The sequence below is a fragment of the Streptomyces sp. 71268 genome (assembly GCF_029392895.1).
In the GTDB taxonomy this organism is placed as follows: Bacteria; Actinomycetota; Actinomycetes; order Streptomycetales; family Streptomycetaceae; genus Streptomyces.
Map to the genome: position 1 here is coordinate 1,370,649 of NZ_CP114200.1, position 14,180 is coordinate 1,384,828.

Genomic DNA, 14,180 nt, shown 5'->3' on the forward strand with positions numbered 1-14,180 from the left:
AACCGCCCCACCGCCCGGGCTCCCCGCCCGCACTGGCGCCTCACGCCTCACGCCCACGCCGCCACCGGGCGGCCGTCCACATCGACCCGAGAGAGCACCCACCTCACCGACTATTTCTCGCCACCTTTCTCTTCCACCATACCCCCCTCATCGAACATCCGTACGAACACGTTCCGCCCCCGCCCCACGCGTCCCACCCCCGCGCCCGCACCCCCGACCCCTCACCCGATCGGCGCGCCACGGGCTGCGCACCGGCGTGCTCCTTGCCACCATGTGGAAGACGAATGTCCAGGTGAAGCGGGTGAGGAGCGGTCCATGACGGCGACGCGCGAGAAGACTGACCGCACCTTCGTCGAGGAACTCAAGGCCGCGGTGACCACGCGCGCCGCCCTACTCGTCATCGGCGTACTGCTGCTCCAACTGGCCTTCATCCTCTCGTACGTCGGCTCCTTCCACCGGCCGAAACCTGACCATGTGTCGATTGCCGTCGTGGCGCCGAAACAGGCCAGCGAGCAGGTGGTGAGCAAGCTCGGCAAGCTGCCTGGCGACCCGCTCGACCCGCGCGCGGTGAGCAGCGAGGCGGAGGCGGTGCGCAAGATCAAGCACCGGGACGTCGACGCCGCGTTGATCGTCGACCCGCGCGGCAGCACCGACCGACTGCTGGTGGCCGGCGGCGCCGGCTCCTCCCTCGCCCAGGCCGTCCAGCAGGTGGTCACCCAGGCCGAGAAGGCCGACCAGCGCTCGGTACGCACCGAGGACATCGTGCCCGCGGCCGCCGACGACAGCCGTGGTCTGTCCTCGTTCTACCTGGTCATCGGCTGGTGCGTGGGCGGCTACCTGTGCGCCGCGGTGCTCGCCATCAGCGCGGGCGCCCGCCCCGCGAACGGCAGCCGGGCCGCCATCAGGCTCGGCGCCCTCGCCCTCTACTCGATCGCGGCCGGCCTGGGCGGCACCATCATCGTGGGCCCGGCGCTCGGCGCGCTGCCCGGCAGCGTGTTCGGACTGTGGGGGCTCGGTGCCCTGGTGGTCTTCGCCGTCGGCGCGACCACCCTCGCCTGCCAGGGCCTGGCGGGCATCGTCGGCATCGGCCTCGCCATCCTGATCATCGTCGTCCTGGGCAACCCCAGCGCGGGCGGCGCCTACCCCTACCCCCTGCTCCCCGACTTCTGGCAGGCCATCGGCCCCGCCCTCCCCCCGGGCGCGGGCACCTGGACGGCCCGCTCGATCGCCTACTTCCAGGGCAACGCGATCACGGGCCCCCTGCTGGTGCTGGCCGCCTGGGCGGTGGCGGGCACGGTGATCACGCTGGTCCTGGCCATGCGGCGGAAGGACCCCACGAAGCGGGACGCCGCAGCTTCCGCCAGCACGACATCGACCTCGACTTCGCCATCAACTGAGTGAGTTCGGGCCCGCGCCGTTCACGCCCCGCTCGCCCATACGGAGGTCGCCGCCCCCTTGCGGACCGGCGGCCTCCGCCCGGACGCCCCGACGTCAGAACCCCCAGCTCTTCGGGTTGAGCACCGTGCCCACATCCTTGGCTTTGTTGACGACACCCGCCCCGAAGTCCTCGGCCTTCTCCCCCATCCAGTCGGCCGCCTTCCCCGGGGCTTCCTTCACGTCGTCCCAGTGCTCAACGGTCTTGGCACCCAGATAGACGGTGCCGAAAACAGCGGTGGCACCGTAGCTGTACGGACTGGGGTTGACGTTCGCGTACGTCAGCGAGGCATTGAACCCCAGCTCCGCGACGTCCGCCACATAACTGGCGCCTTTCTCACGACTGCTGAAATTTCCATTTTCCCAGGGCAGCCCCCGGTGGTACAGCTTGTCAGCACTCCGATAAGTGGCAAAAGTCCCACCAACGATGGAAGCCCCTCGCAGCATTCCCGAGACCTTGCCCGTAGTGCGAGCCCCCTTGATGACGGCTGCGGTCCGCCCCACGCTCGACGGCCCACTCCGCGCCGCCGTGTAGGAGTTGCGCCAGACTTGGGTGAGCTTCGCCTGACCGGCTCGGACGACCTCTTGCTGAGAGTGGGTCTTCCCTCCGAATTCCTTTGCCAGAGAGTCTGAGCCCAGAGTGAAGTCAATCGCCCTGTTGACACTCCAGTTGCGCCACGTGGCATTCATGGGAGCGAGCCTACGCACCCCGTCCCAAGCGTTACCGATACGATCGTCCACCGTGCCAGCCACCAAGGGAACGCGGGAAAGCTGCTGATATCTTTGGCTCCCGCCAAACACCATCGCCGCAATTCTCCCGGGGAGCCAGGCACCCGGGGCCGACAGCGAGCGGAGGGCAGGGGTCCAACTACGGATCGCCCTTCCCCTACGGATGAGCGTCCGGTTCCCGGTCGCCCTCAGCTTTCGATATATGCGATCTTGCCATTGCTGAACCGTCGGGCTACCAGAAAAGTGTCTGAGTACAGCGTTCCCTCCCAGGATCTTGACCATGGAAGCGCTGACGAGTGAAGTCTTCGTCGCTGCACGGGCGATCCCCGCAATTTCACTGTAAGCCTCGACGAAGCTCATGACTGTTTCTTCGTGAGGCTCCAACCCAGTAATTTTCGCCAGCGCTTTGGACTCTAGCCGATGTATCCAATGGTCGAGCGATTCGTTCTCCTGGCGGCGAAACGATGCCGCTGCCCGGTCATCACTCGCAGCAACCGAGTTGGCCAACAGCAGTGCATCCGGTCCGAGAGGCCGACCCGCGTATTTCTTGAGATCCGCGTCCGTGAAACCGGCCCAACGCAATCCCGCCATGGGGTCGCCATCCTCAAGGCGAGCGATGGCCGCACGGGAGCGTAGGTCGGGGCCGGTGTCCGCCACCCAGGAGTTCATCGGTTTGAGCGGAGCCAGCACGTCACTCACACCGAGCGTTGCGGCCCGAGTAAACGCCTCCCGCAAGCCATCCGCAGTCCCGCCCTTACCATCAATGAGTTTCGCGAGCTGCTCCAGATCCTGCGGATTTACGTTTCGCAACACCCCTCCAGCATCTTCAGTATAAATTTCATCACGCACACGTCCGAGGAAGCCGACCGCTTCACCTCCAGTCCCTGAATTCACCACGATGAGACTTCAGAGGAAAGCCCTCACACGGGCGTATCCCGAAGCGTGGCGTACGCGAACGCCAGGCGCCGATCCAGCCAGCGCGCTTCGATCTCGATCTCCAGATTCATGTTGTAACCGCCAAAACCGCTTGAGTACATGACGAACTCGCCATCTTCGGTTTCCCATTCCAGCTCACGGCCGCGCGAAACCGCGCCTCCGTCGCCGTTTGACCGGAGTATGAGGTCGAGCGTCGAATCCAAAGCGGCCACCGCTACGCCTTTTGCATCCTTCCTGACCCACTTGTTCCGCGCCACGATCGTGGACCGCCCCGGTTGATCCATCCGCCATGTATGCCTGACCAGTCGATTGGTCGGCGGAATACGTCGAATGGTGCCGATGATCTCGGACTGGGCGTCACGGACGTGGTAGACGTCCTCCCCATCTCGCTCGACGGGCTGATCAAGAACACACAGCAGGCGGTGGAACTCCGCATCCTCGTAGACCGTTGGATCCAGGTCTCCGAAGTTCTTGGGACCGAGATAGGCGCACGGCGCGTAAATACGTGCCGCCCCATCGCGTCCCGGCACCCGGATAGCGCGTGGCCCCTGAGTGAACTGCTTGCGCGACCTCACCACAATTTCCCGCTCGTCCATGCCGACCGTGAACCTCCGCACCCCCCTCCAATCCACCGCCGGCACCGGCGGAACCTGCTCCTTCTGTTTACGTCTCCCGAACGCCATGAACTCCTCCGCCACTCAGTGCTGTACACATCGTTCGACCGGCCTCGAACGCGACTAACCGTAGTGGATCGACTACGCCGCACTCGATGCCCCCTGCGACTCCCAACGGGCCTCCACCTCACCTTCCGGCACCGCGCACCACGCCCCGCCACCACGCCCCGCACCGGACGGAAACCAGGTCGATCACCCCCGCCCGGGCCAACTACGCTCCTCGCCATGGATGTTCTGGTGCGCGAGATGACCGAGGACGACATCGACGCCGTGGCCGCCGTGCGGGTCCGGGGGTGGCAGACCGCCTACGCGGGGCTCATGCCGCAGTCGTATCTGGACGCCATGAGCGTGCGCGAAGACGCCGAGCGGCGGCGGGAGTTCTTCGCGCGGGGGCTCGGGGACGTGATCAACCTGGTCGCGGAGGAGCCCGCGCCGGGCGGCGGCGCGGGCGGCGGGACCGAGGTCGTGGGGTGGGCCTGCTGCGGTCCGTACCGGGACGAGGACCTGCCGAGCGGGGACGCCGAGCTGTACGCGATCTACGTCAGGCCGGAGCGGCTGGGCGCGGGCATCGGGCGTGCGCTGCTGGCCGAGGCGCTGCGACGGCTGACGGAGCGCGAGTTCCCCCGGGTACGGCTGTGGGTCGTACGGGGCAACCAGCGGGCGGAGCGCTTCTACGCCCGGGCCGGGTTCGCCCCCGACGGCGGCGAGGAGTCCTACGAGGTGGCCGGAGCCCAGGTGCCCGAGGTGCGCTACGCCCGCGACCTGCCCGCCGCCCACCCCGTCGCGTAACCCGCACCACACCGCACCCAGGGGCCCCGGCCCCGGCGCCACCCCCGCCGCCGTTCCCTCCACCGCTCACGCGCCCAGACGTCCACGCACTCCCACGCCCGCCCCTCGGCGAGAGCCCGCCCGCCACACCCGCACCCACACCCGCTCCCGCACCCGCTCCCGCACCCGCACCCGCACCCGCACCCGCACCCGCACCCGCACCCGTGAACGAGCCTCCCGCCCGCCGCGGTTCAGGGCTTCGGCCTCGGGCGTTGGCCGGGCGGGCGGGCGGCGGGGCGGGGGTCCCGGCGTCCCGGGACGCCGCCTCGGAGGCCGTCGCCCCGCGCGCCGCGCGCCCCGTCGCGCCGCCCGTCGCCGCGAGGTGGCCCGCCGGCCGCCCCCGGCGCCTTGCCGGCCAGTTGGGCCAGGGCCGCCTCCGCCTCCGAACGTAACCGCTCGTGCTCGCGCGCCGCCGCCAGGATGGGCGCCGCGCGCCGGTCCCCCAGCGTGCCGAGCCCGACCACACAGGCGCGGGCGATCGGCCAGTAGTGGTCGCGCTCGGCCAGCAGCCGCCGCAACGTGGTGACCAGCGCGGGCACCGACTCGGGGGCGCGCAGTTCCACCAGGAGCCGGATGGGGTGCAGCGCGTAGGCCGTCCGCAGCGGGTTGGTGGCCAGCACCGCCGCCGCGCGGGCGGTACGCGGGTCGCCGAGTCGGGCCAGCGCGCGGGCCGCGGTCGCGCAGTGCGCCGGGTCGCGGTAGTTGAGGAGCATCACCAGTGGCTCGAAGGCCCGCCGGTCGCCCGCGCAGCCCAGCGCGAAGGCCGCGGTCTCCCGGGCGCACAGCGGCTGGCCGTTGGCCACCAGCACCCGGGCCAGTTCCTCGCGCGCGGCGGGCGTGTTCTGGCGTACGAGAGCGAGGAGATGCTCGTACGCCGCGTGATCGGCCGCTGTCGTCAGTGCCGCCCGCGCTCGGGCCGCCAGTTCGCGGAGTTCTTCTTCCATCTCCCGCCTCCCCTTGCCCTTGCTCTTGACCTTGTCCGTGCCCACCGCGGCCACCTCGCCCCGGTCGGCATCGTTTTCCGTATCCGCATTCCGCGCCTCGCCCGCACGTACCCGCCACCCGCTTTATGCCCGCTCGCGCACCCGCCGGACGCGTGCGCCACCCGGGACGCCCCGCACCCCCGCACCGCCCGCGCCCTCACACCGCCCACGCCGTCCCGCCTCCGCCTCCGTCATGTCCCGGCCGCGCCGGCGCCGGACCACAGCGCCCGCCGGCCCGCCGACGCCGGCCACGGCCACCGCGCCACCGCCACGGGGCGCCGCGCGTCTCCGCCACCCCGACCCACCCCCGCGTCACGCGTCCGTGACCGTCTCCTAGCCCACTGTGACGTGCGCCACCCGGATCTGGCGAGAATGAGTCCTGGTGTTCTTGGTTACTGGCGAGTTAAGCTCCCCGGCACGAGCAGTACCCCTGCTCTGGCGGCCTGGTGACGCAGCCGCCGAAGAGTGAAGTCGGTTCGGCGCTTTGGGTGTTCGGCGCGGCCCCGGGACAGGGCCTTCGCCGCGCACCCCCCGGGTGAGTCCCTACGGGCAGAGTTGCCCACCAGGGGCCGCCCAACTCCTCAGTCGTCACTTCTCCCCGCGACACAAGGCGGGGAACACCCCCTGGAGTCTGTGATGGACCATTTGTCCACTCCTGATCCCATGCCGTTGCGCACCGTCGCCGTCGTCGGCCTGGGCACCATGGGCACCGGCATCGCCGAGGTGTTGGCCCGCGCGGGCCACGAGGTCATCGGCATCGACGTCGCGGACACCGCGGCGCGGCAGGCCGTGGCCGCCCTCGCGGCGTCCACCGAGCGGGCCGTGCGGCGCGGGCGGATCACCGAACAAGAGCGGCGGGAGGTGCTCGCCAGGTTCCGGGTCTTCGCCGATCTGTCCGCCGCGGCCGACGCGGACCTGGTGATCGAGGTCGTGCCCGAGGACTACGCCACCAAGCACGAGGTGTTCACCGCGCTGGACGCCGTCGTGCGCCCCGACACGGTCCTGGCCACCGGCACCAACGCGCTGTCGGTGACCCGGCTCGCGGCCGACTCGGCCCACCCCGAACGCGTCCTCGGCCTGCACTTCTTCAACCCCGCACCGGCCATGAAGCTGGTCGAGGTGGTCTCGTCGGTGCTCACCTCGCCGGTGGCCGTCGCCTCGGTCACCGCGCTGGCCCGCGAACTCGGCAAGGAGCCCGTCTCGGTCGGCGACCGGCCCGGATTCGTCGCCGACGGGCTGCTGTTCGGCTACCTCAACCAGGCCGCGGCGATGTACGAGTCGAAGTACGCGACCCGCGAGGACATCGACGCGGCGATGCGGCTGGGCTGCGGGCTGCCGATGGGCCCGCTGGCGCTGCTCGACCTGATCGGCGTGGACACCGCGCGCACCGTGCTCGAAGCGATGTACGCGGCCTCGCGCGACCGCCTGCACGCGCCCGCGCCCATCCTGGGCCAGCTCAGCGAGGCCGGACTGACCGGGCGCAAGGCGGGCCGCGGCTTCTACACGTACCAGGAGCCGGGCAGCGACGTGGTGGTGGCGGACGCGCAGACACCCCGGCCCCCGGAAGCCGCCGCCGAGCCGGGCGCCGGGCGTCCGGTCAACGCGGTGGGCGTGGCCGGTTCGGGCACCATGGCCAGCGGCATCGCCGAGGTGTTCGCCGCCTCCGGGTTCCAGGTGGTGCTCGCCGCCCGGAGCCTGGCCAAGGCCGAGCGGGCGGTGGCGCGGATATCCGGGTCGCTGGCCCGGTCGGTGTCCAAGGGGCGGCTGAGCGAGGAGGCGCGGGAGGCGGCGTTGGCCCGCATCACCGTGGCCGACTCGCTGGACGCGTTCGCCGACGTGGACCTGGCCGTGGAGGCGGTGGCCGAGGACCTGGCGGTCAAGCGGCGGCTCTTCCAGACGCTGGACGAGGTCTGCAAGCCGGGCGCGGTGCTGGCCACCACGACCTCCTCGTTGCCGGTCATCTCCTGCGCCCGCGCAACATCCCGGCCGGGCGACGTGATCGGGATGCACTTCTTCAACCCGGCGCCGGCCATGAAGTTGGTGGAGGTGGTGCGCACCGTGCTGACCTCCGACGCGACGCACGCCAGCGTCCGCGCGGTGTGCGCCGCGATCCGCAAGCACCCGGTGGACTGCGGGGACCGGGCCGGCTTCATCGTGAACGCGCTGCTGTTCCCGTACCTGAACAACGCCGTGAAGATGGTGCAGGAGCACTACGCGACGCCGGACGACATCGACGCCGCGATGAAGTGGGGCGGCGGCTATCCGATGGGCCCCTTCGAACTCCTCGACGTCGTCGGCCTCGACGTGTCGCTGGCCATCGAGAAGGTGCTGCACCGCGAGTTCCGCGACCCCGGCCTCGCGCCCGCCCCGCTGCTCGAACACCTGGTGGCGGCGGGCTGCCTCGGCCGGAAGACGGGCCGCGGCTTCCGCGAGCATGCGAGGGCCTGAACCAGGGGGCGCCGAGCGAGCCGAGGTCAGGGGGAACACGGGAGACACGGGGGACGCAGGAGGCACGGGAGGCACGGGGGACGCCGCCCCGCCCGCCGGGTCGGGGCGGCACCCGCCGCCACGGTCGGAGCGGGAGCGGCCTCCCCCACCGGGGCCGGAACGGGGGTGGGGCGGGCTGCTGGAACCGACCGGCGACCCGCCCCACGGCGGTCCCAGAGCCTGGGGCGCAGTCCTGCCCCCGGAAAAAATGCAGTACGTTCCCCCCATGGCCCAGCCCGTAAAGTCCGCCCGTCACCAGCAATCCACCGCAGGCAAGACGTCCGACGGTGCCGAGAGCGCCAGCAGCCGGCGCGCCGCCGCCCAGCGACTCACCATGCGTCGCAAGCTCGCGGCCGCCGCCATGGACCTCTTCGCGGCCAAGGGCTACGAGGCGACGACGGTCGACGAGATCGCCGCCCGGGCGGGCGTCGCCCGCAGGACCTTCTTCCGGCACTTCCGCTCCAAGGAAGAGGCCATCTTCCCGGACCACGACGACACCCTGGTGCGCGCCGAGGCCGTGTTGGAGGCCGCCCCCGCGCACGAGCACCCGCTCGACACGGTCTGCCGGGGCATCAAGGAGGTCATGCGGATGTACGCGGCCGACCCCGAGGTGTCCGTGGCCCGTTACCGGCTGACCCGCGAGGTGCCGACGCTGCGGGAGGCGGAGATCGCCTCGGTCGCCCGCTACGAGCGGCTGTTCACCCGTTATCTGCTCGGCCACTTCGACGAGACGGCGCACCGCGACGGCAACGACGATCCGCTGCTGGCCGAGGTGGCCGCCTCCGCCGTGGTCACCGCCCACAACCACGTGCTCAGGCGCTGGCTGCGCGCCGAGGGCAAGGGCGACGTGGAGGCGCAGCTCGACCACGCGTTCGCGATCGTGCGCAAGACGTTCGGCACCGGCTTCGGCGCCTACCGGCCCAGCACCGAGCGGCCCACCGCGCTGGCCTCGACGGACGGTCAGGTGCTGGTGGCCGTGACGCGTACGGACGCGCCGCTGGCCGATGTGCTGCACGCCATCGAGAAGGCCATCCAGCAGGACTGAACACACCCGCACACCACGGGTCTTCTCGCGAACCCTCTCGCGGCCCCTCTTGCGGACCCCGCCAGGAACACGCGCCGAACACGCCCGCTGGCACAGCGCGACGGCCGCCCCACCCGGGGCGGCCGTTGTTGCTCATGCGTGCACCGTGGATGACAAGTGAGAGAAATTGTTGGCACCCAGTGTCTTGTCGAGTGGCACGCGGTGCCATACGTTGTGAGTGTCCGGGCGGCCGGCGCGTAGACATTCGTCGCGCGTCGGCTGTCCCCGCACCTTCGTCGCGCGCCCGGACGCCTGCGTCACAGGCACTCTCGCGCCGCATCGCCGCGCGGCCCCCGCCACAAGCGGGGCCGGAGCGAAGCGACGCCCGCACCGCCACGCGTCAGCACCGCCGAACCGACGGCACGCATCCCCACCGAACCCCAGCGTTCCCTCAAGCGTCCCCAAACGCTTCGCCGGAGGCCCCACGATGAACGAAATCCTGGACGCGATCCTCGCTCCGGACAGCACGTCCGCGGACTTCGCGGCCCTGCCGCTGCCCCCCTCGTACCGCGCGGTGACCGTGCACAAGGACGAGGCCGAGATGTTCGACGGCCTCACCACCCGGGAGAAGGACCCGCGCAAGTCCCTGCACGTGGACGAGGTGCCGGTGCCCGAACTCGGCCCGGGTGAGGCGCTGGTCGCGGTCATGGCCAGCTCGGTGAACTACAACTCCGTCTGGACCTCGATCTTCGAGCCCGTCTCGACCTTCCACTTCCTGGAGCGCTACGGCAAGCTCTCGCCGCTGGCCAAGCGGCACGACCTGCCGTACCACGTCATCGGCTCCGACCTGGCGGGCGTCGTGCTGCGCACCGGCCCCGGCGTCAACGCCTGGCGGCCGGGTGACGAGGTGGTCGCGCACTGCCTGTCGGTCGAGTTGGAGTCGGCCGACGGTCACGACGACACGATGCTCGACCCCGAGCAGCGGATCTGGGGCTTCGAGACCAACTTCGGCGGCCTGGCCGAGATCGCCCTGGTCAAGTCCAACCAGCTCATGCCGAAGCCGGGCCACCTCAGTTGGGAGGAGGCCGCGTCCCCCGGCCTGGTGAACTCCACCGCCTACCGGCAGTTGGTCTCCCGCAACGGGGCCGGCATGAAGCAGGGCGACAACGTGCTGATCTGGGGCGCCAGCGGCGGCCTCGGCTCGTACGCCACGCAGTTCGCGCTCGCCGGCGGCGCCACCCCGATCTGTGTGGTCTCCAGCGACCAGAAGGCCGACATCTGCCGCGCGATGGGCGCCGAGGCGATCATCGACCGGAACGCGGAGGGCTACCGGTTCTGGAAGGACGAGAACGCCCAGGACCCGCGCGAGTGGAAGCGGTTCGGCAAGCGCATCCGCGAGCTGACCGGCGGCGAGGACGTGGACATCGTCTTCGAGCACCCGGGGCGCGAGACGTTCGGCGCCTCCGTCTACGTCACCCGCAAGGGCGGCACCATCGTCACCTGCGCCTCGACGTCCGGCTACACGCACGAGTACGACAACCGCTACCTGTGGATGTCGCTGAAGAAGATCGTCGGCTCGCACTTCGCCAACTACCGCGAGGCGTGGGAGGCCAACCGGCTGATCGCCAAGGGCAAGATCCACCCCACGCTGTCCAAGACCTACCGCCTGGACGAGACCGGCCAGGCCGCCTACGACGTGCATCGCAACCTCCACCAGGGCAAGGTCGGCGTCCTCGCCCTCGCCCCCGAGGAGGGCCTCGGCGTCCGCGACGAGGAACTGCGCGCCCAGCACATCGACGCGATCAACCGGTTCCGTGACGCGTGAGCGGAGCGGACGGACGGGCACAGTCGTGACGCGTAGCGGAGCGGACGGACAGGCACAGCCGCGACGCGTGAGCGCGCGGCGCGGACGGACACCGAGGTACTCACGCATATGACTGAGCGTCACAAGGACCGTCCGTGGTTGATGCGGACGTACGCCGGACACTCCACCGCCGAGGCGTCCAACGCCCTCTACCGGCGCAATCTCGCCAAGGGCCAGACCGGCCTCTCGGTCGCGTTCGACCTGCCGACGCAGACCGGCTACGACCCCGACCACGTCCTGGCCCGCGGCGAGGTCGGCCGGGTCGGGGTGCCCGTCTCCCACCTGGGGGACATGCGGCGGCTGTTCCAGGACATCCCGCTGGAGCAGATGAACACCTCCATGACCATCAACGCCACCGCGATGTGGCTGCTGGCCATGTACCAGGTGGTGGCCGAGGAGCAGGGGCTCGGCCCGGAGGCGGTCGGCGGGCTCTCCGGCACCACGCAGAACGACATCGTCAAGGAGTACCTCTCCCGCGGCACGCACGTCTTCCCGCCGGGCCCGAGCCTGCGTCTGACCACCGACCTGATCACCTACTCGGTGAACCACATCCCCAAGTGGAACCCGATCAACATCTGCAGCTACCACCTCCAGGAGGCCGGCGCCACGCCGGTGCAGGAGATCGCGTACGCCATGAGTACGGCCGTCGCCGTGCTCGACGCCGTACGCGACTCCGGGCAGGTGCCGGCGGAGCGGTTCGGAGACGTGGTGGCGCGCATCTCGTTCTTCGTGAACGCGGGCGTGCGCTTCGTCGAGGAGATGTGCAAGATGCGCGCCTTCGGCCGCATCTGGGACCAGATCACGCGCGAGCGGTACGGCGTGGGCAACCCCAAGCAGCGCCGCTTCCGGTACGGCGTGCAGGTCAACTCGCTGGGCCTGACCGAGGCGCAGCCGGAGAACAACGTCCAGCGGATCGTCCTGGAGATGCTGGCCGTCACCCTCTCCAAGGACGCCCGCGCCCGCGCCGTACAGCTCCCGGCCTGGAACGAGGCGCTCGGCCTGCCCAGGCCGTGGGACCAGCAGTGGTCGCTGCGCGTCCAGCAGGTGCTCGCGCACGAGAGCGACCTGCTGGAGTACCCGGACATCTTCGAGGGGTCGCACGTCGTCGAGGCCAAGGTGGCGGAGCTGACCGCCGCCGCGCTGGCCGAGATCGACCGCATCCAGGAGATGGGCGGCGCGATGGCCGCCGTCGAGTCGGGCTACCTCAAGTCGCAGCTCGTGGCCTCGCACGCGGAGCGGCGGGCCCGGATCGAGGCGGGCGAGGAGCTGATCGTCGGCGTCAACTGCTACCAGGGCACCGAGCCGAACCCGCTCACCGCCGACCTGGACACCGCGATCATGACGGTGGACCCGGCCAACGAGGCCAGGGTGGTGGCCGCGCTGCACCGCTGGCGCGACGAGCGCGACGAGCCGCGCGCCCAGGAGGCGCTGTCCGCGCTCAAGGCGGCGGCGGCCGGCACCGCCAACCTGATGCCGGCGACGCTGGAGTGCGTCCGGGCGGGGGTGACCACCGGCGAGTGGGCGTGGGCGCTGCGGGACGTGTTCGGCGAGTACCGCGCCCCGACCGGGGTCAGCGGCGCCCCGCTGGCGGTGGCGGCCGAACCGGGCAGCGCGCTGGGCGCCGTACGGGACAAGGTCGCCAAGACGGCGGCCGACCTCGGCGTGGGCAAGCTGCGGCTGCTGGTCGGCAAGCCCGGACTGGACGGGCACAGCAACGGCGCGGAGCAGATCGCGGTGCGGGCCAGGGACGCCGGGTTCGAGGTGATCTACCAGGGCATCCGGCTCACGCCCGAGCAGATCGTGGCGGCGGCCGTCGCCGAGGACGTGCACTGCGTCGGCCTGTCGATCCTCTCCGGCTCGCACGCCGAACTGGTCCCGGACGTGCTCACCAGGCTGCGCGAGGCCGGCGTCGCGAACGCCGCCGGGGCCGACGGCCCGGCCGAGGCCCCCGTTCCGGTGATCGTCGGCGGGATCATCCCGTCCGCGGACGCCACCGCGCTGCGCGCCGCCGGCGTCGCGGCCGTCTTCACCCCGAAGGACTTCGGAATCACCGAGATCATCGGCCGTATCGTCGATGAGATCCGTACAGCGAACCAGCTCGACCCCCTGGAGGCCACCGCATGAGTGCCCACCCGTCCGCCGCCGCCTCGCCCGTGGACCGGCTGCGCCCGCGCCGCTCCTGCCTCGCCGTCCCCGGCAGCAACCCGCGGTTCCTGGAGAAGGCCCAGGGGCTCGCCGCCGACCAGGTGTTCCTGGACCTGGAGGACGCGTGCGCGCCGCTGGCCAAGGAGGGCGCGCGGCACACCATCGTGGACGCGCTCAACAACGGCGACTGGACCGGCAAGACCAGGGTGGTGCGGGTCAACGACTGGACCACGCACTGGACCTACCGGGACGTCATCACCGTCGTCGAGGGCGCGGGACCGAACCTGGACTGCGTCATGCTGCCCAAGGTGCAGGACGCCCAGCAGGTGATCGCCCTGGACCTGCTGCTCACCCAGATCGAGAAGACGATGGGCTTCGAGGTGGGCCGGATCGGCATCGAGGCGCAGATCGAGAACGCCAGGGGCCTGGTCAACGTGGACGAGATCGCCGCCGCCTCGCCGCGCCTTGAGACCATCATCTTCGGGCCGGCCGACTTCATGGCCTCCATCAACATGAAGTCCCTGGTGGTCGGCGAGCAGCCGCCGGGCTACCCGGCCGACGCGTACCACTACATCCTCATGCGCATCCTGATGGCCGCCCGCGCGAACGACCTGCAGGCCATCGACGGCCCGTACCTCCAGATCAGGAACGTGGACGGGTACCGCGAGGTGGCCGGGCGCGCCGCCGCGCTCGGGTTCGACGGCAAGTGGGTGCTGCACCCGGGGCAGGTCGAGGCCGCCAACGAGGTCTTCTCGCCCTCGCAGGAGGACTACGACCACGCCGAGCTGATCCTCGACGCGTACGAGTGGTGCACCTCGGAGGCGGGCGGCAAGAAGGGTTCGGCGATGCTCGGCGACGAGATGATCGACGAGGCCAGCCGCAAGATGGCGCTGGTGATCGCGGGCAAGGGCCGGGCCGCGGGGATGACCCGCACCAGCAAGTTCGAGCCGCCCGCCGCCTGACGCACGGCCCCGCCCGCGCCCGGCCGCCCCGCGCGGGGCCGGGCCGCGCCGCGGCACACCACGCCCCGCCCCCGGGCCCGCACCGGCCCGGGGGCGCCACCCCGGAGGGATGAG

At 70.9% G+C, this 14,180-nt stretch carries 10 protein-coding genes; 7 read left to right on the plus strand and 3 right to left on the minus strand.

The window, feature by feature from the left end:
* Positions 1–315: 315 nt before the first annotated feature.
* Positions 316–1,401: a DUF3533 domain-containing protein gene (locus tag OYE22_RS05200; RefSeq protein ID WP_277319305.1), complete on the plus strand. Its 1,086-nt coding sequence runs from the start codon at positions 316–318 to the stop codon at positions 1,399–1,401.
* 90 nt (positions 1,402–1,491) lie between these two features.
* Here the strand turns inward: OYE22_RS05200 and OYE22_RS05205 are convergent, their stop codons facing one another.
* Both OYE22_RS05205 and OYE22_RS05210 read right to left on the minus strand, forming a co-directional pair.
* The gene (locus OYE22_RS05205) at positions 1,492–3,060 is read right to left on the minus strand and encodes a PE-PGRS family protein (RefSeq protein WP_277319306.1); all 1,569 of its coding nucleotides are present in this window, start codon (positions 3,058–3,060) and stop codon (positions 1,492–1,494) included.
* A 23-nt stretch (positions 3,061–3,083) separates the two neighbouring features.
* A complete protein-coding gene (locus OYE22_RS05210) occupies positions 3,084–3,797 on the minus strand; it encodes a hypothetical protein (protein WP_277319307.1) in 714 nt (237 codons plus the stop codon).
* A 201-nt stretch (positions 3,798–3,998) separates the two neighbouring features.
* On the opposite strand from OYE22_RS05210, the gene OYE22_RS05215 reads away from it, so the two are divergent.
* The gene (locus OYE22_RS05215) at positions 3,999–4,562 is read left to right on the plus strand and encodes a GNAT family N-acetyltransferase (RefSeq protein WP_277319308.1); all 564 of its coding nucleotides are present in this window, start codon (positions 3,999–4,001) and stop codon (positions 4,560–4,562) included.
* Between the two features lie 230 nt (positions 4,563–4,792).
* On the opposite strand, the gene OYE22_RS05220 is transcribed toward OYE22_RS05215, so the two are convergent.
* Positions 4,793–5,545: a HEAT repeat domain-containing protein gene (locus tag OYE22_RS05220; protein WP_277323987.1), complete on the minus strand. Its 753-nt coding sequence runs from the start codon at positions 5,543–5,545 to the stop codon at positions 4,793–4,795.
* Between the two features lie 702 nt (positions 5,546–6,247).
* Between OYE22_RS05220 and OYE22_RS05225 the strand changes: the two genes are divergently transcribed.
* The 5 genes from OYE22_RS05225 (at position 6,248) to OYE22_RS05245 (ending at position 14,066) form a co-directional block, all read left to right on the plus strand.
* Complete coding sequence (locus OYE22_RS05225; protein ID WP_277319309.1) at positions 6,248–8,032, plus strand: 3-hydroxybutyryl-CoA dehydrogenase; 1,785 nt, start codon at positions 6,248–6,250, stop codon at positions 8,030–8,032.
* 247 nt (positions 8,033–8,279) lie between these two features.
* Entirely contained in the window at positions 8,280–9,116 is an 837-nt protein-coding gene (locus OYE22_RS05230) for a TetR family transcriptional regulator (RefSeq protein WP_277319310.1), read from the plus strand.
* Between the two features lie 466 nt (positions 9,117–9,582).
* A complete protein-coding gene (ccrA, locus tag OYE22_RS05235) occupies positions 9,583–10,920 on the plus strand; it encodes a crotonyl-CoA carboxylase/reductase (protein WP_277319311.1) in 1,338 nt (445 codons plus the stop codon).
* A 108-nt stretch (positions 10,921–11,028) separates the two neighbouring features.
* Positions 11,029–13,083 (plus strand): protein meaA, encoded by a 2,055-nt coding sequence (locus OYE22_RS05240; protein ID WP_277319312.1) that lies wholly within the window; start codon positions 11,029–11,031, stop codon positions 13,081–13,083.
* Positions 13,080–14,066: a CoA ester lyase gene (locus OYE22_RS05245; protein ID WP_277319313.1), complete on the plus strand. Its 987-nt coding sequence runs from the start codon at positions 13,080–13,082 to the stop codon at positions 14,064–14,066. The genes OYE22_RS05240 and OYE22_RS05245 overlap by 4 nt, the downstream gene beginning before the upstream one ends.
* Positions 14,067–14,180: the final 114 nt, after the last annotated feature.